Source organism: Paenibacillus montaniterrae, from assembly GCF_018403185.1.
Taxonomy (GTDB): domain Bacteria; phylum Bacillota; class Bacilli; order Paenibacillales; family Paenibacillaceae; genus Pristimantibacillus; species Pristimantibacillus montaniterrae.
Map to the genome: position 1 here is coordinate 302,711 of NZ_BOSE01000005.1, position 18,623 is coordinate 321,333.

18 protein-coding genes are annotated in these 18,623 nt (G+C 46.0%); 6 read left to right on the forward strand and 12 right to left on the reverse strand.

What is annotated here, in order from left to right; genetic code table 11:
* Positions 1 to 32: 32 nt before the first annotated feature.
* Positions 33 to 977 (reverse strand): COX15/CtaA family protein, encoded by a 945-nt coding sequence (locus tag KJS52_RS15090; RefSeq protein ID WP_373871367.1) that lies wholly within the window; start codon positions 975 to 977, stop codon positions 33 to 35.
* Positions 978 to 1,107: 130 nt separating this feature from the next.
* Here KJS52_RS15090 and KJS52_RS15095 point away from each other — a divergent pair, with 130 nt between their 5' ends.
* Together KJS52_RS15095 and KJS52_RS15100 are read left to right on the forward strand one after the other, a co-directional pair.
* Positions 1,108 to 1,734, forward strand: coding sequence for a TetR/AcrR family transcriptional regulator (locus tag KJS52_RS15095; RefSeq protein WP_213516669.1), 627 nt, complete (start codon positions 1,108 to 1,110; stop codon positions 1,732 to 1,734).
* Between the two features lie 132 nt (positions 1,735 to 1,866).
* Entirely contained in the window at positions 1,867 to 3,153 is a 1,287-nt protein-coding gene (locus KJS52_RS15100) for a leucine-rich repeat domain-containing protein (protein ID WP_213516671.1), read from the forward strand.
* 93 nt (positions 3,154 to 3,246) lie between these two features.
* Here the strand turns inward: KJS52_RS15100 and KJS52_RS15105 are convergent, their stop codons facing one another.
* Both KJS52_RS15105 and KJS52_RS15115 read right to left on the reverse strand, forming a co-directional pair.
* Positions 3,247 to 4,578, reverse strand: a complete 1,332-nt coding sequence (locus tag KJS52_RS15105; RefSeq protein WP_246563597.1) for a GNAT family N-acetyltransferase — start codon at positions 4,576 to 4,578, stop codon at positions 3,247 to 3,249.
* 80 nt (positions 4,579 to 4,658) lie between these two features.
* Positions 4,659 to 4,811, reverse strand: coding sequence for an aspartyl-phosphate phosphatase Spo0E family protein (locus KJS52_RS15115; protein WP_213516673.1), 153 nt, complete (start codon positions 4,809 to 4,811; stop codon positions 4,659 to 4,661).
* A 248-nt stretch (positions 4,812 to 5,059) separates the two neighbouring features.
* Here KJS52_RS15115 and KJS52_RS15120 point away from each other — a divergent pair, with 248 nt between their 5' ends.
* Together KJS52_RS15120 and KJS52_RS15125 are read left to right on the forward strand one after the other, a co-directional pair.
* Positions 5,060 to 5,404, forward strand: coding sequence for a helix-turn-helix domain-containing protein (locus tag KJS52_RS15120; RefSeq protein WP_213516674.1), 345 nt, complete (start codon positions 5,060 to 5,062; stop codon positions 5,402 to 5,404).
* A 219-nt stretch (positions 5,405 to 5,623) separates the two neighbouring features.
* Positions 5,624 to 6,997 carry a PepSY-associated TM helix domain-containing protein gene (locus KJS52_RS15125; RefSeq protein WP_213516872.1) on the forward strand — a complete coding sequence of 458 codons (1,374 nt, stop codon included), beginning with the start codon at positions 5,624 to 5,626 and terminating at the stop codon, positions 6,995 to 6,997.
* A gap of 81 nt (positions 6,998 to 7,078) precedes the next feature.
* Here the strand turns inward: KJS52_RS15125 and KJS52_RS15130 are convergent, their stop codons facing one another.
* From KJS52_RS15130 to KJS52_RS15140, 3 genes are read right to left on the reverse strand one after another with little or no spacing between them, the layout of a single operon-like run.
* Positions 7,079 to 7,708, reverse strand: coding sequence for a class I SAM-dependent methyltransferase (locus tag KJS52_RS15130; protein ID WP_246563599.1), 630 nt, complete (start codon positions 7,706 to 7,708; stop codon positions 7,079 to 7,081).
* 24 nt (positions 7,709 to 7,732) lie between these two features.
* Positions 7,733 to 8,248 carry a nitroreductase family protein gene (locus KJS52_RS15135; protein WP_213516676.1) on the reverse strand — a complete coding sequence of 172 codons (516 nt, stop codon included), beginning with the start codon at positions 8,246 to 8,248 and terminating at the stop codon, positions 7,733 to 7,735.
* Positions 8,245 to 8,934, reverse strand: a complete 690-nt coding sequence (locus KJS52_RS15140) for a nitroreductase family protein (RefSeq protein ID WP_213516678.1) — start codon at positions 8,932 to 8,934, stop codon at positions 8,245 to 8,247. The genes KJS52_RS15135 and KJS52_RS15140 overlap by 4 nt, the downstream gene beginning before the upstream one ends.
* Before the next feature lie 164 nt (positions 8,935 to 9,098).
* Between KJS52_RS15140 and KJS52_RS15145 the strand changes: the two genes are divergently transcribed.
* Positions 9,099 to 10,193 carry a polysaccharide deacetylase family protein gene (locus KJS52_RS15145; protein WP_213516680.1) on the forward strand — a complete coding sequence of 365 codons (1,095 nt, stop codon included), beginning with the start codon at positions 9,099 to 9,101 and terminating at the stop codon, positions 10,191 to 10,193.
* Positions 10,194 to 10,449: 256 nt separating this feature from the next.
* On the opposite strand, the gene KJS52_RS15150 is transcribed toward KJS52_RS15145, so the two are convergent.
* A complete protein-coding gene (locus KJS52_RS15150; RefSeq protein WP_213516682.1) occupies positions 10,450 to 11,304 on the reverse strand; it encodes a helix-turn-helix transcriptional regulator in 855 nt (284 codons plus the stop codon).
* A gap of 197 nt (positions 11,305 to 11,501) precedes the next feature.
* Between KJS52_RS15150 and KJS52_RS15155 the strand changes: the two genes are divergently transcribed.
* A complete protein-coding gene (locus tag KJS52_RS15155) occupies positions 11,502 to 13,511 on the forward strand; it encodes a beta-galactosidase (protein WP_213516688.1) in 2,010 nt (669 codons plus the stop codon).
* Between the two features lie 118 nt (positions 13,512 to 13,629).
* Here the strand turns inward: KJS52_RS15155 and KJS52_RS15160 are convergent, their stop codons facing one another.
* From KJS52_RS15160 to KJS52_RS15180, 5 genes are all read right to left on the reverse strand, one after another.
* Entirely contained in the window at positions 13,630 to 14,826 is a 1,197-nt protein-coding gene (locus tag KJS52_RS15160; protein WP_213516690.1) for a macrolide family glycosyltransferase, read from the reverse strand.
* Positions 14,827 to 14,886: 60 nt separating this feature from the next.
* Positions 14,887 to 15,486 (reverse strand): hypothetical protein, encoded by a 600-nt coding sequence (locus tag KJS52_RS15165; protein ID WP_213516692.1) that lies wholly within the window; start codon positions 15,484 to 15,486, stop codon positions 14,887 to 14,889.
* Between the two features lie 63 nt (positions 15,487 to 15,549).
* Positions 15,550 to 16,206 (reverse strand): PadR family transcriptional regulator, encoded by a 657-nt coding sequence (locus KJS52_RS15170; protein WP_246563601.1) that lies wholly within the window; start codon positions 16,204 to 16,206, stop codon positions 15,550 to 15,552.
* 94 nt (positions 16,207 to 16,300) lie between these two features.
* On the reverse strand, positions 16,301 to 17,971 hold the full coding sequence (locus KJS52_RS15175; protein WP_246563603.1) for an ABC1 kinase family protein: 1,671 nt from the start codon (positions 17,969 to 17,971) through the stop codon (positions 16,301 to 16,303).
* Positions 17,972 to 17,985: 14 nt separating this feature from the next.
* A complete protein-coding gene (locus KJS52_RS15180; protein ID WP_213516696.1) occupies positions 17,986 to 18,288 on the reverse strand; it encodes a phasin family protein in 303 nt (100 codons plus the stop codon).
* Between the last annotated feature and the right edge of the window lie 335 nt (positions 18,289 to 18,623).

Below are 18,623 nucleotides of genomic sequence, written 5' to 3' on the forward strand. Positions count from 1 at the left end.
TAATGCCTCCTCATATGAATCTAATACTATTCTTAACTTGCTTTGCTCCTTGCAGTCTTCGTTAGTCTCCATACAATGTAGCTCATATAAGTAAGGAGCCCAAATAGTACAGCAATACTTGTCATATGTGCAAGCACGACAAACATATACACCTCTGGACGGCCAATCGTGATCATAAAAGCAGCTCCGCTAAGCACCTGGAACACAATTAACAGCACGGAAATAAAGCCAAGTATTTTAAGCTCTCGATTCTCTTTATAGCTTCTGTAAATCCATACAAAGAGCACGACAATTAAAGCTGCAAGTAAAAATCCAGCAATGCGATGAATAAAGGCTATTTCTACGCCACCAGATAGCTCGGGGATAATTTGGCCGTTGCATAATGGAAATCCAGTACATGCCCCAGCTGAATCCGTATGGCTAACAAAAGCACCTGTGTACACCACAATGTAGGAGTATATCATTACTCCCCACACAAAATTACGAAACGCTTTAGTCGTTCCAGGCATTTTTTCAAAAACAGCTAATCCGCCAAGCCTCTCCTCTTGCATCGCTCCCAAGCTTGTCATTAAGGAGCCTGCAAGAGATATAAAAGCAAAGCCTAAGTGCAGCGCCATTACAGGAGGAGACTGCGAAAACACAACCGCCAACGCTCCCATCGCTCCTTGAATGCTTACAAAGATAAGCGTCAGGAAGGCAAAGAATTGCAGGTCCTTTCGATTCTTGCCATACATTAAAAATAAAACAAATACAATTACTGCCAAAATTCCAGCTGTCGTACTTACCAGTCTGTGCGTGTATTCAATGACTGAAGCAAGCGTGTGAGCGGGAACGAATTTCCCGTGACATAAAGGCCATTCTGTTCCACATCCTAGTCCTGACTCCGTACGAGTAACGACACCTCCGCCAAATGTTGCAAAAAACATAAAAACTGTCGTCAAATAGCTCAACCGTTTCAAAAAAGAAATCCGGTTCAAATTCTGTTCACCTGCCTGCTCTCATTGTTGTTTGGGTCGCTGCTTTACTGATTTCTAATAAATTATATTTACCGGTAAGTAAAATTACAAGTTGATTTTGATATATTTGTACAATTGTCATAGAATATTCATGGAGGCGATAACGATTAACAAGCAAACTCAACGATCTCGTGGTAGACCGAAGCAGACCAAGGATGATCTTTCCATACAAGAAGTAATTATTGCAACAGCTTCAAGATTATTTTTAGAAATAGGTTATGAGTCTTTGTCCCTTCATGAAATTGCAAATGCATGCAACGTAACAAAACCGACCATTTATTATTACTTCACAAGCAAATCTGAGCTTTTTAAAGTTGCAATCACTACAATGTTGAAAAATGTACATCAAAATACGATGCACTTATTGAATGAAGCTGACAATATGGAAGCAGGCTTGCTTCGCGTAGCTGAAGCTCGTATTGCCAGTCCTCACATCAAAGTAGAAATGCTATTGAAAGAAGCGGAAAGCTCCCTCAGTGAAGAGCAGCTGCAAGAAATTAAAGATGCCGAACAACGCGTCTATCTTCTTCTTTCTAATTTCTTTCAAGCCGCTATGGATGAAGGCTTGCTTCGCAAGGATGACCCACTATTCCTTGCCCATACCTTCTCCACCATGCTGCTGATTAGTAATCGAGAAGATGCTCTCCGTCTACAAGGTTCTCATTTGGAGCTTGCTGAAAAGGTTGTCGGATTATTTTTGAAGGGTACGCTTGCATAACGATACATAACGAAAAATAGCGGCAACCTATGCAGCATATGCGATCTGCAACTTATGCTGCATAAGGCTCGTCATTGAAGGTAGTTGAAATCATTAATTAACGATCGTATTCGTTGTGCAAGGAGAAGGACTATGAATATTACCGAGGAATTCCATGATGCCCGATTCAAGACATTTGTACTGGACAATTTTTGCGAAAATCGCGAGCAGATATTGGCGAGTGATGTAGAGCGAGTCACATCATTAAAGCTTACGAATCAAAAATTTGCTAGCTTGAAGGGGATTGAGCATTTCGTTTCGCTTGAGGAACTGGATTGCGCATTCAACAGCTTGTCGGAGCTCGATATTAGTCAAAACACAAGCCTTAAAACGCTGGATTGCAGCGGCAACAAGCTGACTTCACTGGATACAAGCCATAACCCAAGCTTGGAAAAGCTTGCTTGCCGCAACAATGAGCTTAGCCATTTGGATGTCAGTTTTAATCCGCTGCTGCAAGAGCTGAACTGCAATCAGAATACAATTATTGACCTGGATCTATCGGCCAATGCCGGGCTGAAGCAATTGGATTGCGGCTTTAACCGACTGCGAACGCTAGATGTCAGCCGCAACACGCAGCTTGTGCAGCTCATTTGCTATTGGAATATACTTTCGGAGCTGCAGCTTGACCAAAACACGAAACTGCAGGAGCTCAACTGCAGCTACAATGCGCTATTTCATTTGAATTTGGAAGCCAACACGCTGCTGAGCTATCTTGATTGCGGTCATAATCATTTAAGCAGCTTGACGATTAGCAATTGCACGCATTTGATTGAGCTGCGCTGCAACAACAATCATTTGACTCGGTTAGATGTTGCCGGCAATCCTGATTTACGCAGCCTGCGCTGCTTTAACAACCATATTACCGAGCTGGAGCTTAGCCATAATCCGCTTTTAACTGAGCTATATTGCTCTGAAAATAAAATTTCACAGTTGGATACGCAGCATAATTCCAAGCTGGAGCGATTAAGCCATTCAGATAATCTGATCGTTGTGCCAGACCATACCGTTGCAGGATTCACAACGTTTCAATATGATGGATCGCTGTCTTATTATACAGCTGCTCTTGATTATAAAGGGAAACCGCTTTCCATTATCGTTGATGTGCATGATAAGGCCAGCATAGAGCGAATCTCACCAGTAATCGAAAAGGCTTGGACTCATTTTGATCAGCTCCATGAGCAGGCAGTGCAGCGCATAGCCGAGCAGCACCCTGATGAGGATGTAAATGAATTGGTCCTTTCCACGCTACAATTTGAGGAGACCGGAACAATTCGACTAGGCTACGACGCAGGCGACACCGACGCCGGCCGACTTTATATTTATGCCATATTTAATAATATCCTTGAATTGGATAGCCAGCTTGTATATGAACTATATTGATCGATGCAGCAAGTGATGGTTGAGATGGCCAGGCCGTCAACCATCACTTGCTCTTTGGTTCGAATGGCTTCAGCACAGTGCAGTATATAAAAATCAAACCCGCGCATTAGCAGCATCAATGCCGGCACGAAACGCTTCCTCATCCCCGTTCTCCAAGCCAAATAACGCTTCCTGCAGCGCAAACGTTCCTTGATAAAACAGGACACGGTCCATCAGTGCAGACAGTTGAGGATTCTCATTGACTAAAAACTGAAAAAAATGTTCTCCATATGAAGCACGGAGCGCTGCATAATCTACAGCAGGATCGCCAAGGCCAGCTGAACCGAAATCAAGAATGCCGCTAATCTGTTGACTTGTCGCGTCATATAAAATATTGGTCGTACCGAAGTCGCCATGAATAAGCGTTGGAACAATCCTTGTACCGGCTTCAGATGCCAGAAACGCTTGGAAATGCTGCTCCGTCCACTTTCTTGCATCTGGCTTTAAATGCGGATACAGCTTTGTTTGAATCCGTTCGTAGAGCTCTGCCCATTCCGCATAAGCGTTGTAATTCTGCCGTTCCTCGAGTAATAATTCATCAGTATTAACACGATGCAGCTCGCGTAAGAATTCAGCTAGCTGACCAGCCAAACGTCTAACGATCACTTCATCACCAATCTGCTGCAGCAGCTCCGCATCAAGTGGTTCCCCTTCAATTTTCCGATAGCCGATAAACGGACGAGCCGATGCCGATGCATCAGCATTGCGGTAGACAGGTCGCGGAACCTCCAGTGGAACCCGATCGGCAATCAGATCCAATATGGCGGCCTCGCGCGACAGTTGGCGGACACCTGCTTCATATTTTGGAAAACGAAAAACCCATTCCGAATTAATGAGCAATATGTAACTGTTTTGACCAGCATTTATCGGCTCTACTGTGTTCAAAGCAAGCTCAGGACACGAGGTGCGAACGACCTGAGTTAAAAGCTCGAGCTTCATTTCCACCAGATCAAGCCCTTGTGCAAAGCCGTTTGGCACCACCCGCTTCACCATAAAGCCAAACCGTTCAAAAAAACCGCAGCTATGCTGAGAGGTTTCAATCATAACAATGGACAAATGCGGTTCTGCGGCAATTAGACGCAGCCGCTCTTCAAGAAGCTGAGTTCCGACTCCGTGGCGGTGCAAGTCACGACGGACCATACCCCAGCATAGAACCGCAAGCTCGCGATTTTTTTCTGAGGTTGCGTATCCGCCGCAGGCTACGACTTCTTCTTGCTCATTCACCATAACAAAGTACGGTCCAGGCAGCTTCTCCAGAAACGAGACGAAATCTTGCCGTTCCTCAATCGCAAAATATTTGGGTACATTGCCGTCAAACAAGGCCAGACAAGCCTCTCGGTCCTCATTCCGATACGCACGCAATCGATAGCTAGTCGAATCGAGCACCATCATCCCTCCAATTCTATTTCTTATTAAGAATAATAAGCCTATTCCCTCAATCTAGCAAAGCATTATTTCCCGAGAAATTATTTTAGTTGGTTCAGCTTCAATTTCTGGTATCGATTCAACAGCTCGTCCAGTTGAGCAGATTTTTGTATAACATCACTGGATTGCAAACCCTTTTCAAGACCAAGTTCAATCAACTCTTGGCGCAATGCTTCGATCTGTAATAGCAGCATGTGTTGTTCAAATAATTGAGACTTATCCCTGGATTGCAGTATCTTCCCTCCGCTTCCCCTGTTAATCGTTCCATTGTATAGATCACGCTGACTAAGTGTATGATAAATGAAAGTTTCTTAAAATTACCAACAGTAGTTTTATGAATGATCGATTTATTTTGATAAGGACTATTTTAATTATAAATTAACACTATAGATACCTCAAGCCCTCTCTTGGAATCGTCTAGACTTAAATAAGAGGTGTTGTTATGGAACGTACTCTTGCCGCTTTAATCGGTGCTAAAATTAAAATGCATCGCCAGAGCAAAGGCTTGACACAAGAACGCTTGGCTGAAGCTATCGGCTCTACTCCTTCGTATATTGGTCGTTTAGAGCGCGGCGAGCAAAATGTTAAAATCCAAACGATTGAAAAAATTGCAGATGCTTTAGAGATAAATGCCTCTCTACTATTCTCTGACGAGAATGAACAATTTCTCCGTTCGAAAAAATGGGTCTGGGAGAGTCTTACTTTGCTGTTGCAGCAAAGCGAAAGTCAACAGCATCGTTTATATCGTGTACTTAAAGAAATCGTAGCACATGATGAAGACAAATAAGGCGCTTCGTTATGGTACTCCAATAAAAATGCAGCCGCTTCACAAGAAGCAGGCTGCATTTTTTATTTGCGATAGCTCGATTCAAAAAGTTGTCACAAATCGATTATAACCTGACTCTTACGAGTCATTTCATTATTGTACAGCTTAAATTAACATTAGCTTTGTTCTGCGACAAACTTCTGAAATCAGAATAAAAAGATGTACATTAAGGAGCATGATATGAAAAATACGTTCAACCCTTTTCAAAGACTTCATTTTTATGCAGCTTGCATCATTGCCCCATTACTTTTAACATTAACTTTATCGGGTATCGGTTATTTATTTTACACAGATGTGGAAAAAGCCATTTACAAAAAAGAACTTTTCGGGCGAAGCGAGGTAAATGTTGAGCAGAGCTTGGATGAAGCGATTCACGAAATAAGCAGCAAGTATTCAGGCTATTCTATTGGCAAAATTAGCGTCATGGAAGAGCCTTATAACACCAGAGTTACGATTAGCAATGATGACGGTGATTCTTATTATATTTTTCTGGACAGCCATAATCAAATCGTTGCTGCGCAAAATGCTAAATATACGTACGCTAATTTTATGAGGAATTTTCATAGTTCCCTGTTTACCGGAAGCACCTTTATCCGATATTTAGTCGAGCTTACGGCTTGCTGGACAATATTCCTCATCGTATCGGGCATATATATGACATTTAAAAAGAAGCTGCTTTTCAAAGCAAAGCGAAAAATCAGCAAATTAAAGTTTCAAAAGATACATGCTATGCTGGGACTTGTCATTTCTATCCCTTTAATCATCATTGTAGTAACCGGAATCCCTTGGTCTGTCTTTATGGGAAGTCATATTAGCAAGTTTGGCCAAGAACACCCTGAATTGGGGAGAACCGAGCTGCGCTATAACCCGCCACAGTCTGATGTAAATGAAATTCCTTGGGCTACAAGAAGCTTGGATCAACCCGCCTCCAATCATACAGGTCATGCAGGTCATGCCGAGCATGCAGAGCATCATTCTGCTGCACGTGTAAATTTTAACATTCCCGGCCAGCAAAGCTTGGAAACCATTATAAACCAGGCTCAAGCTGAAAATATAACTAAACCGTTTTCGATCGTCTATCCATCCAATGGACAAGGAGTCTTTACGGTTTCTAAAGGAAGCAATACGGGCATAACCGGGCTAGATGTTAGTCCATACGAAGAAACAACCGCATATTTTGATCAGTACTCCGGCCAATTCATTACCAGAATAAACTATGATGATTATGGTATTATAGGAAAATGGTTTACTTGGGGAATTCCGCTCCACGAAGGACACTTGTTTGGAATCGCTAATAAAATTTTAAACTTGATGGTCTGCCTTGCGTTTCTTGCAGCGATCGTAATCGGCTTCCTTTCATGGATGCGAAAAATAAAGCCTGGAGATTTCAATATGCCTAGAAGAATAAATAAGCCTTGGTCAATAGGAGCATTAGCTACCGTATTGCTACTGGGCATATTAATGCCGCTGTTTGGCATATCTGTACTCGTTATCGTTATTATTGAGAGCATCATCTACTATTCTACTAAAAACAAAATGCTCCGCACTCCCTGAATTCGACAGCCGGACTAGGACAGCAATTGCCCGCTGTCCTGGTTTTGTTTAGCTTATTTTCTATTTTATTGATCGTCTTGGTCAGGCCAACTTCTCCACGACCACTTGTAAGACATAGCAGCCTCCGCTGTGATACAAGCCTTCTGTACGCTCAACTTCCCCTGTAAAAAAATGCTTAAGGCGATATTGCTTGCTCCATTTCAGCATTTCCGTTGCACTGTACAACCAACTTACATCCTTTGGACCGCCTGAATTGCAGTTGATTTGCTCCTCCTCGTACACTTCCATTAAAAAGCAACCGCCCGGCTTTAATGATAGAATGATTTTATTTAAAACCTGGTATTGATTGATGCGTGGAAAATGACCGAATACCATTACAGCAGCATCGTACTGCTCAATTGGCAGATCTTCTTCAATTAAATCCACCTGTTTTGTCTGCACCTGTACACCGTTTTTTGCTGCCAGTGCCTCCGTTTTGCGCAATCCTTCCTGCGAATAGTCATAAGCTACAACCTCATGCCCTATTCCAGCCAGAAACACAGCGTTGCGGCCTTCTCCTTCGGCGTAGGCTGCTACTTTGGACTTGGAAGCTATAAACTGTGAGGCCTCCTGTATAAAAAGATTCGCTTCCTCTCCATATACATAAACGCTTTCACGATATCGTTCATCCCAGCTTGGAACGCCTGGACTGCTGCCTTTAATTCTATTCAAATAAATCCCTCCTTATTAAAAACCTCACCAAATATCAATCCTTACTGAACGCTTTTCTAACTTAGAAGTCCAATGATCCTCGAAGTAACCAAAGCCGAGCACACCAACGAATCGTTCATTCGGCTGCAGCTCAGTTGCTGAACAAAATGTTTCGTTTTCAAAACGCATTGGCAAATGCCAGCTCATGCCAATTCCACTTGCGGCAGCAAGGATTTGCAGGTTTTGAACCAGGCAGCATGCCGCTGCAAAATCATCCTTTGCCTCTCGCTCGTCTGACGGTACAGGGGCTGCGACTATTAAGCAAGCAGCCGCTTCCTGAATTAGCGCAAGCAGCTGAGACTGCTCATTCTTGGCTAGCGTCTCTCCCAGCTTGTCGCGGTAATCCTTGGCTATCCAAATAAATCGCCATGGCTCACGCATATGATGATTTGGCGCCCATACTGCTTCATCCAGCAATGACAGCACCTGCTCTTCTGTTACCGGACGCGCACTAAATCGATCGTATTCTCTAATTTGCTCCATCGTTGTCTGCAGGCTCATGCATGTCCCTCCTTATCCTGCTGCTTTCCCAGCACTGTCCATTTTTCCTGCGCTGCTGTTCGGCGCTTGCTCTTCGGCATTTTATCGAATTCCCCAATGTACAGCAAGCAAATAAGTCGCTCATCGGCAGCAAGCCCAATCCCAGTGGTCAGAGCAGCATGCTCAACAATAGGCTCTGTATTCCATACGAGTCCAAGCTTACGCTCCCAGGCTAACAGTGTAAAGCTGTGTACGATCGCGCTTGCAGCAGCCAACTGCCGATCGTTAGATGCATCGTCCGCCAGCTCTCGCCGAATGACAGCGACAATCGCTGGAATTTTCGCGACTCGCTCGGCCATTGCTTGAATGAATTTGCCGGGCATCCAGCGATACAAGCCTTGACTGCTATAAGCGTCCATAATAGCTGCGCCCGCCTTGCGTTTGCCTTGCTCACTAGCACAAATAATGAACCGCAGCGCTTCCGGTTCATGTTCGAGCAACACGCTTTGAGCAGCCAAATCAAGCAGATTGGCCAGTTCCTTTCCAGATATCGCTCGTTTGGCAAAGCTGCGAATCGTTCGTCTCTCACGGATAATCCGCGCTACTTCTTGCACAGCCTCGGTTGTACTCGAAAAGGAAGCTTGTTCACTATGCGCACTGCTTGCGTCTTCCACTATACGATGAGCTGGAGTTGTCAGCCTGTTCATAATCTCATCCCTTTCAGTTTCATCTTTACACTATATTATAAAGATAATGATAATCATTATCAATATTTAGTTTTTAATTGTCTCCATACTAAGTATGCATAGATTCGTTCCTTCGACACACAATAGGGTATATACAACAAAAAGAAGGTAATGGAGGAAAAGACATGAAGAGAACCGTTTGGCAGCGAGCATGCTTGGTTGTAATCGTACTATGCCTGCTCACACTGCCCTCAACAATTGCATATGCGGATGATACGTCCTTCTCGAAAGCCGACATCTATATTGACGACAAACCGCTGAATACGCCATATACGCTCCGCAATGAGCATCTGATGGTGCCTTTCCTGTTTCTTAAGAATACAGGATTGAAGGTTGATTGGGATAAGCGCAACCGCGCGGCTATGTTCAGCTATGGCAACCTTTTGATCGCATTGCCGGAGGGTAAGCCGTATTTCGAAGCCTATGACAAGCGTACCAACTCGTGGAAGAAGCATCCACTTGCCGCTCCGGCCGAGGAACTGGATGGGGTGACGTTTGTACCGTTGCTGGAAGTCGCGCAAATTTTCGGAATGAAATTCTCTTACGACGCCAAACAAACTCGCACTTCTATTACAACGAATATTAAACCAGCCGCCCCGCCCATTCTTAAAGGAAACACTGAGCGCAAGCTGGTGGCGCTAACGTTCGACGACGGACCTGATGAGCAGTATACGCCTATCATTTTAGATATTCTCAAAGAGAAAAAAGTACCGGCTACCTTCTTCGTTTTAGGCAAGCAAGTAGAACTGCTGCCCGACATGACTAAGCGAATCGTCAAGGAAGGCCATTGTATCGCCAATCACTCGTGGAACCACGCCAAGCTGCCGGATGTAACATCTTCAGAGCTAGTCGAGGAAATTGTATCGACCCAGAAGGAAATCCGAAAAACGACCGGCGTGCTAACGAATCTGTTTCGTCCTCCGTACGGTGCGCTTGCAAAGTCGGATGCACTGCTCGTCCAGCAAATGGGCATGAAAAACGTCCTGTGGTCGGTGGATACATTGGATTGGAGCGGCTTATCCGCGGAAGACATTCTGGCGATCGTCAGAAGAGAGATAACGCCAGGAGGCATCATTTTGCAGCATAACTTCCATTCCAAAGAACAACGGCTGGACGGGTCAGTCGAAGCGCTGCCTATTATCATTGATGAGCTGCAGGAGCAAGGCTACCAATTTGTTACGATCGAGACGATGCTTGGGCCAGAGCATCCAGCTAGATAACGTCCATAGCTTGTTTCCGGCCTCATTAAAAAATGACCACGCCACAAAAGATAGGGATGTTCCGCTGTCACGTCAGTTTTCTCTGATGATCTGGACTTCCCTTTTATCATGTAAATTTCTTGGAGCCAGCACATCGCACCAGGGCGTGTATGCAAACTCAGAAGGGAGCAGATTATGCCGAATGTTCGTTCATGCAAGGCGCTTTTTCGAAGGCGTACCGGGTGTAAGAGCCCCTAAGCGGGGTTGCATACACGCCCTAGCTCCTGTCAATCCGATGAAGACTGCGGAATTGCAGCGGTGTCATCCCTTCAAGCCGGTGAAAGCAGGAAATAAAGTAGCTTGCTTGAGAAAAGCCCGTTTCCAGCGCAATTCGCTTTATAGGCAAATCCGTGGATGTGAGCAGACGTTTTGCTTGAAGCAAGCGCGCCTCTAATAAAAAATCAGTAAACGACTTGCCGAATGTTTGTCCAAACTTGCGGCTGAAGTAATGCGTGCTGTATCCGGCAAGCGCAGCCGCCTGCTCGATTGACATCGGCTGGCTGCTATGAGCGCGCACATAATTGGCTACAGCGCGAATTTTATCGGCTGCCTGGTTGACGGGAACATTTAAGCGGGAGGATGTCGTTTGCAGTCGCGTCAACAGCTCGTATAAAGCAGCAGCCAGCCGATGCTCATCCTCCACTTGATAGGATCTCCCGATTGCTAAAATGCTCTCGATTGAACGCTCAATCGCAGGCAAATCCGCTAATGCAAACAGCCAGGGCTCGTCCAGCCCTTTTCCATCCAGCAACTCCTCAAGCCGTTCACCAAAAAAATGCACCCAGCGTATGTTCCATGGATCATGAGCATCCGAGCAATACCACTGTCTCATGCCAGGTCCATACAAAAAGCCTTGTCCCTTTGTCAATTCGTATCGCTGGCCCTCCGTAAACAGATAGCCTTTGCCGCCAAGCACAATATGCAGATTGTAGCAGCGATCAAGATTATTTTCTGTCGTGCGATATTCGCGCTTTACGGAATGCTCAGGATAATCACTATAGCCTCCTATAAAGTCTGGAAAGCATATATGTCTAGGAAACAACGGCTTCGGCAAAAAAATATGCTCGTACATCTCATCACCTCAAGCATGATTTTAATATTTATATAATCATTAGGTTGCTAAAAACTAAATAGATGATTTACTTGATGACAATATTTTAATATAAGTCGCATATTTTTGTCATTTATTTCGAACACTCCCTCACATAAAATTGAGATATGCAAGAACGATACTACCACATTCATCTGTCAGCAAAGGAGAGGGAATCGATGCAGCAATTGCTATACGGAGTCGCTTATTACGATGAATATATGCCCTATGAGCGGCTTGACGAAGATATTCGAATGATGAAGGAAGCAGGAATTAATCTCGTGCGCATCGCAGAATCAACATGGAGCACGCATGAGCCGCAAAACGGGGTTTTTGACTTTACAAGTGTGGACCGCGTGCTTGATGCAATGCATCAGGCAGGCATACATGTCATCGTCGGAACGCCAACCTATGCGATTCCAACCTGGATGGTCAAGGAGCACCCGGATGTGCTGGCTGTTACACCGAACGGTCCGGGCAGGTATGGCGCGAGACAAATTATGGATATTACCAATCCAACCTATCTCTTCTATGCCGAGCGCATCATTCGCAAGCTGATTGGCCGCGTATGCAAGCATCCAGCAGTTATTGGCTATCAGATCGACAATGAAACCAAGCATTATCATACAAGCGGTCCCAATGTTCAGCAGCGCTTTATCAAGTACGTCAAGGAGCGCTTCGGTACAGTTGAGGAGCTGAACAAAGCATTTGGCCTCGATTACTGGAGCAACAGAATTAATAGCTGGGAGGACTTCCCTTCGGTTGTCGGCACGATCAACGGCAGCCTGGGCGCGGAATTTGCACGCTTTCAACGACAGCTTGTGACAGACTTTTTAGCCTGGCAGGCTTCCATTGTGAATGAATACAAGCGTCCAGACCAGTTCGTCACGCATAATTTCGATTTTGGCTGGAGAGGCCATTCGCACGGCGTGCAGCCGGATGTCGATCATTTCGCAGCTGCTCAAGCGGTTGATATTGCTGGAGCTGACATTTACCACCCGTCGCAAGACAAGCTGACTGGCAAGGAAATTTCATTTTGCGGCGATTCCACTCGCTCGTTGAAGGGAACAAATTATTTCGTGCTGGAAACTCAAGCCCAAGCTTTTCCGCATTGGACGCCTTACCCAGGGCAGCTGCGGCTTCAAGCGTTCAGCCATTTGGCTTCCGGGGCAAATATGGTGGAATATTGGCATTGGCATTCTATTCACAATTCAATTGAAACCTACTGGAAGGGCTTGCTTAGTCACGATTTGGGCCCGAATCCTACCTATGAGGAAGCGAAAACAATCGGGCGGGATTTTGCCAAGCTGTCCGACAAGCTCATTAACTTAAAGAAAAAGAACCGCGCAGCCGTACTTGTTAGCAATGAAGCGCTGACATCTATGCAATGGTTCCCGCTTCCGGGAGGAAACGTCAGCTACAACGATGTCGTTCGTCTCATGTATGACCGCCTCTATGAAATGAACATCGGCTGCGACATTTTGTATCCGCAATCCGACTCATTTGAGCAATACGATTTAATTGTCGTGCCTGCTTTGTATGCAGCATCGGACGAGCTGCTTGCCCGCTTGAACGAATACGTCAAAAACGGCGGCAACATCGTATACACCTTTAAAAGCGGCTTTGCCAATGAGCATATTAAAGTTAGAAGCGAGACGCAGCCTGCGATAATAGGCGATGCATGCGGCATTCAATACAGCCAGTTTGTGGAAGCAAGGGACGTAACCTTGAAGGGTGATCCGTTTGAGGTAGGTGCTGAGCATAATAACGTCAATGTTTGGATGGAGCTGCTCGTACCGACAACGGCGGAAGTCCTCGCCTTCTACGATCATCCGCACTGGGGAGCATACGCCGCTATTACTGAAAATCGATATGGCCAGGGCACAGCTACCTATATTGGCTGCTTGCCTAGCGAGCAAGTAATAAGAAAAGTGTTGGAGCGAGCCTGCCGTACCGCAGGATTATGGGGAGTGGATCAAGAGCTGCAATTTCCAATCATCGTTAAATCGGGGATAAATGAAGCAGGACGAACCATTCGTTATTATTTCAACTACTCCGATGAGCCTGTATCCTTCTCCTACCCTCACGAGGATGGAGTTGAGCTGCTAACTGAACAGCTCATTCGCACAAATGGGCAATTAAGCCTGGAGCGCTGGGGAGTAGCAATTATCGAAGCAGACGGCGAGTAAGAACCTAACTGGATAACGCTATTTGTGACAATCGAAGTCTGGCTGGCCGGAGTAATTTTCCGCTGGACTCTTATTAGATCATTGAGCGTTATCCAGTTGCTTTTTGAATCACCGCCACCTACATTCCTGATCTACTCTTATAAGCAAAAATTTCCTCAACGGCTCGGCGGTAGCCGCCTGCTGCGCGGAACGACTCTCCGATTTGTTCACATGCCTTTTGAATCGATGCATCCGCTAATACTTGCTCGGCTGCTTCCCTGAGATTTTGAGCAGTTAAGCCTTCCTGTTTCAGTTGAATCCCCGCTCCAAGCTTGGCAACCTGCTGCGCTACGACAGGCTGGTCGGCGCTTTGCGGTATGACGATGAGTGGCACGCCATAAGTTAAGCCCTCGCTAACGCTATTCATACCGCCGTGTGTAATGAACAATTTGGCATGTTGCAGCAATTCCAGCTGCGGCACATAGCTGCGTACAATAACATTCGCCGGGATGTCGCCCAATTCCTCGATTCGCGTTTGTCTGCCTGCTGATAAAATGACCGTGTAGTTTGTTTCAGCAAATGCTGCCAGGCAAAGCTTGTAAAACTGTATCGCCTGGTTGAAAACTGTGCCCAGCGAAATGTAAATTAAATGCTCCGTATCAACGTTCGTGAAATCGAATTCACGAGTTGCAGGCAGGTCTATAGTTGGCCCGACAAACTTGAAGGACTCATCAAAGCTCTCTCCATCCGGCTGGAAGCTTTTCGAGGTGTAGACAAGCGTTAGTGGCGCTGGATTGTAAGCAACCTCATAGGCAGAGCCTACCCGCACGTTGTACGTTGCCTCCAGCTCGCTCACTAGTTGTTGGAATTGCTGCCGGGCGCGTTCATTTACTTCTGCCTCAGCGCGAAGAGCTAGCTGCTCTTGCATTCGATCAAAGCTGCTCTCTTGCATAGCAAAGCTTGTGCAGGAGCAAATTGCCGGCAAGTCTAGAATTTGTGCTAGCAGCCGACCGCAACCAAACATCGAATCATGAATTATATAATCGAAATGCTCTCCTTGCGTTTGCTCAAGCACAGCTGGAATGACGATGTCAGCGGTGCGCAAAAGCCCGCCGACTCGTCCCCAAGGGCTTCTTCCTCCAGCCAGAAACGCCTCGATAAATTTGCCTTCATTAATCGTAATCATCCTTGCGCCAGTTGACTCAATACGCTCCCGAAATTGCTCCACTGCAACATAAACGACCTCTTCGCCTTGTCGGATCAGTTCTCGAACGACTCCTAGGGTCGGATTAATATGTCCTTCAGAGCCAGGATTAATAAATAAAACGCGTCCCATAGCTTCCACCTTTCGTTCCATTCATCCAGTTATACTGTCAATTAGTTATTCTAAGCCTGCTTAATGCGACGTTTGGCTGCGCCCTTGCAGCCATTGCTCGAACTGAGCCGGAGTCCGTACAGCATCGTCTAATACAGCCGTATAAATATCAAAGCTCTTCACCTGATTTCCGTATTCACTTCTTGCTGCCCAAAAGCTTTTAATCGTGAGAATCGCGCTCACCGCTTCTGGCGAAAGGCGATCTGGCAGCGTGCGAACATGGTGCAGATCAGGCTGTTTTTCTGGCTCATCTACGAACCAAATATCCATTTCCCAAACATTGCCGCTGTGGGATTTGTACGTCAAGCCGATAAAATAACCGTCCGGGTAAGCCGGATCGGTGTTCCAGCTGCCGGTATCATTTATAAATTTCAACTCTCGAACTCCCGGATTGCTCATTAGCTGCGCAGCAATGCCGGCAATTGCAGCAATATCCAGCCTGGAGCAAACGACCGTCATATCGAGGTCTCGCCAAACCATTAAGCCTAACGCCGCACTGCCAACCTTTACGGGCTCGCCGACTGCTTCAAGCAGCTCATTTAGCTTCAATTCCCCCGCCACAACAGCAGCTTCAGCTTGCAGCTGCTGTTGCCGGGCAAGCAAATTCTCCTGTTCTATCATTGTTCCTCCTTAATATCTGTTTTTACTTTTTGTGATTGCTTCATTACGATCACGTTCTTTTCATTAATCTTCTTCGCGTTCATCCTTGGGCCTATCGTTTTGCTTTGCTCGTTCACTATCGTTTTGCTTTGCTCGTTCACGCAGCTCTTCCATATTCCAGGTCAGCCTGTTCGCCTCTATATCTGCAATGACCGATTGAAGCCAGTTAATTTCAGCTTCAAGCACCACTCGTTGGTATTCTGCCTCCAGCAAAAACAGCCTCGGCAGCTTCAGCGACTCTCCTATCTGAAATTGCTCCGCGAGCCGTTTAGATGAATGGACAAGCGCATTTACTCGCTGCTGAAACAAACGTGCGACTTCTTCTGGCGTTAGCAATACTAGAAACGAGACCGCTGCAGGAAACTCTAAAAATTCCTGGGCTGGTGTGGAAATCATTTCGCGAATCCATGAATAGGCAGCGTCGCGTCCCAGCTCCGTAATCTCATAAACAACAAGATCTGGTCTCCCCTCATTCTTTTTCTTTCCTTGAATAGCGATCGCTTCGTCTCGATACAAGCGGTCAATCGTCTGATAGATGCTCGTTCGATGGCGAACGTTAATAACCTCGTCCTTTCCCCTTTCTTTAATAAGCTGCTGCAAACGATAAGGATGCATCGGCTCCTCAATCAGAAAGCAAAGTATGGCTAGTGCGACAGGTGATTTTTTAATTGCATTTCTCATAGTCATAATATTACTATTAATAACATAACGCGTCAACGGTTAACCGCAGCAAAAAAAAGCCTGCCTGGATTTTCATATCCAGAAAGGCTTTAAGCTAGAAACGTCCTGAACGAAAAATAGCGAACAGTAGCCAAAGAGACATTAACAGGGCTATGACGAACCCGATCTCAACAATCGGAATTTTCCCAATAATCGGAGACAGCGTACCGCTAATTGCCGCGCCAATAATGAAGCCAAGCATAACAATGCTTAGCGAAAGCAGCACGATGCTGAACGATAGGCGGTTCACAATTCGATCAAGCTTGGTAAGCAGCTCGTCCAATTGGGGCGAATTCGCTTCAATTCGCAGCTTGCCCTGCCGCATCACCTTTACAAGCTGCCTGAAGCCTAGCGGCACTTCCCGGATCAGATCAAAATAGTCCGGCACCTCCTCCAGCAGCTGCTTTCCAAGCTCAAGTGGATTCAATCGGTCGACAAAAAGCTTTTTGCCAAATGGCTCTGAAACGTCAATGATGCTTATAGCGGGATCAAGAGCAATCGCGACACCTTCCATGGTCAGCAGCGATTTGCCCAGCATCGTCATATCGCTTGGCATGCGAATGCGATGTTTGAAGGCTACCTGAAATAAATCCTGCACAGCGACACCAATGCTAACTTGATTCAGTGGTACCTTATAATATTTTTGTCGCAGCTCATCCACATCTTCAAATAATTTCTCTTGATCCACATCATCGGGAACAATGCCCATATGCGAAACCGCCCGAATGACTCCCTTAGTGCTTTGATTGCGCAGTGCAATGACTAGCGAAACAAAATGCTTCTTGTGATGGGGCGATAGCTTCCCGACCATCCCAAAATCTAAAAAAGCCACCCTGCCATCCGCTAGAACCATTACGTTCCCGGGATGGGGATCGGCATGAAAAAATCCATTCTCCAATATTTGACTAAATATAGCCGTTGCCAAGCGCTGCGCCAGCTGCTTGCAGTCGATGCCTGCGTTCGCCAGTCGGGTATGATCGGATAATGGGATTCCATCCACAAATTCCATCGTTAATACTCGCTTCGTTGTAAAATCCCAGTAAATCTCGGGAATATACACATAGGGCAGCTTGCTGCAGCTTTTCATCTTCTCTGCATTGCGCGCTTCCTCCAAATAATTCAGCTCTCTTATTAACGCGTAGCTTAGCTCTTCTACAGCATCTCTTAATCGGTAGTGCTTTGCCCAGCCCATTTTCGCTTCGCTAATCCTCGCCCATTCCGCTAGTATATCGAGATCCGTCTCAATTGTCGCTTGGATGCCCGGACGTTGAATTTTAACGATCACCTCTGCGCCGTTCTTCAGCACGGCCCGATGAACCTGACCGATCGAGGCCGCAGCCAGCGGCTCTTTGGAAAATGAGAGGAAAATGTCAGAAAGCGAGGCATTCAGTTCACTTTCCACTAGCTTGACCGCTTCACTATAAGAAAACGGCTTGACGTGGTCTTGAAGCTTTTGCAGCTCATCGATAATATCTGCGGGAATCAGATCCGGACGTGTGCTGGCGATTTGACCCAGCTTAACAAAGGTTGGTCCCAGCTGCTCCAGAGCCATTCGAATTCTAATGCCGAGATGATTACGCTTTGATAAATCTGCTTCCTCGTCCTTTTGAAACCAGTTCTTCCCCGTTCCCTTCAGCTCATCAGCCGCATAACCGAGGCTATTGCGCGCCAAAGTGCTCATTATCGTCTGGTAACGCAGCAAATGCTGAAATCGGTTTTTATACAAGCCCCTCCCTCCAATCAATGCTGCTGGTGGTGAGCTTGCTCAAGCGCTTCTACTCGTTGTTTTAAAAGTTCGACCTCTTCTTTAGTAGCCAGGCCCTGCTCCTTCAAAAACTCACTAAAGCGCTCCTTGGCTGTTCTTTCCACAAGTGCTTCCGTTTCCTTCCCTTTTGTTACGACGGCATCGATCCAGGCTTTAGACTCATCCTTAGTCATCTCGCCCTTTTTTACAAGCTCCTCAACAACCTTCTCCACCTGCTCCTTGCCCAATGCCGCCAGCCCAAACGCAAGCGACACAGCTTTGCCTATTGTATCCTTCATCGCAATCTTCTCCTTGTCATCATTTGCTTTTTTATAGAATGCCCAGATTGCTCTAAAAGAAACAAAAAAAGCTGCGGAGCAAAGCTTCCTCCAGTCAGCGCTCCGGAGCAAAGCTTCCTCCAGTCGCTTTTTAAATCGTAATGCTATTATTTGAATTTTAATGGTAGCATTACGATGTTAAAGGCGACCCACTTCGTTTTCCGGATGCTTTGCTCCTCCGCTGTAGTTTTTTTGAGGGCAGGACCAAGAAGCTTGGACGCTAGTAGAAGGCGAGGAGCGCAGCGTAGAGCAATTGCTACGTGAGCACCGCAGCCTTCGGTAGCGTGACATATTCG

What these genes read in the sequence shown, in the direction of transcription:
- KJS52_RS15095 (WP_213516669.1), top strand. Translation starts at nt 1,108, where the DNA reads ATGGAGGCGATAACGATTAACAAGCAAACTCAACGATCTCGTGGTAGA.
- KJS52_RS15100 (WP_213516671.1), top strand. Translation starts at nt 1,867, where the DNA reads ATGAATATTACCGAGGAATTCCATGATGCCCGATTCAAGACATTTGTA.
- KJS52_RS15115 (WP_213516673.1), bottom strand. Translation starts at nt 4,811, where the DNA reads ATGCTGCTATTACAGATCGAAGCATTGCGCCAAGAGTTGATTGAACTT.
- KJS52_RS15120 (WP_213516674.1), top strand. Translation starts at nt 5,060, where the DNA reads ATGGAACGTACTCTTGCCGCTTTAATCGGTGCTAAAATTAAAATGCAT.
- KJS52_RS15125 (WP_213516872.1), top strand. Translation starts at nt 5,624, where the DNA reads ATGAAAAATACGTTCAACCCTTTTCAAAGACTTCATTTTTATGCAGCT.
- KJS52_RS15135 (WP_213516676.1), bottom strand. Translation starts at nt 8,248, where the DNA reads ATGAGCCTGCAGACAACGATGGAGCAAATTAGAGAATACGATCGATTT.
- KJS52_RS15140 (WP_213516678.1), bottom strand. Translation starts at nt 8,934, where the DNA reads ATGAACAGGCTGACAACTCCAGCTCATCGTATAGTGGAAGACGCAAGC.
- KJS52_RS15145 (WP_213516680.1), top strand. Translation starts at nt 9,099, where the DNA reads ATGAAGAGAACCGTTTGGCAGCGAGCATGCTTGGTTGTAATCGTACTA.
- KJS52_RS15150 (WP_213516682.1), bottom strand. Translation starts at nt 11,304, where the DNA reads ATGTACGAGCATATTTTTTTGCCGAAGCCGTTGTTTCCTAGACATATA.
- KJS52_RS15155 (WP_213516688.1), top strand. Translation starts at nt 11,502, where the DNA reads ATGCAGCAATTGCTATACGGAGTCGCTTATTACGATGAATATATGCCC.
- KJS52_RS15160 (WP_213516690.1), bottom strand. Translation starts at nt 14,826, where the DNA reads ATGGGACGCGTTTTATTTATTAATCCTGGCTCTGAAGGACATATTAAT.
- KJS52_RS15165 (WP_213516692.1), bottom strand. Translation starts at nt 15,486, where the DNA reads ATGATAGAACAGGAGAATTTGCTTGCCCGGCAACAGCAGCTGCAAGCT.
- KJS52_RS15170 (WP_246563601.1), bottom strand. Translation starts at nt 16,206, where the DNA reads ATGAGAAATGCAATTAAAAAATCACCTGTCGCACTAGCCATACTTTGC.
- KJS52_RS15180 (WP_213516696.1), bottom strand. Translation starts at nt 18,288, where the DNA reads ATGAAGGATACAATAGGCAAAGCTGTGTCGCTTGCGTTTGGGCTGGCG.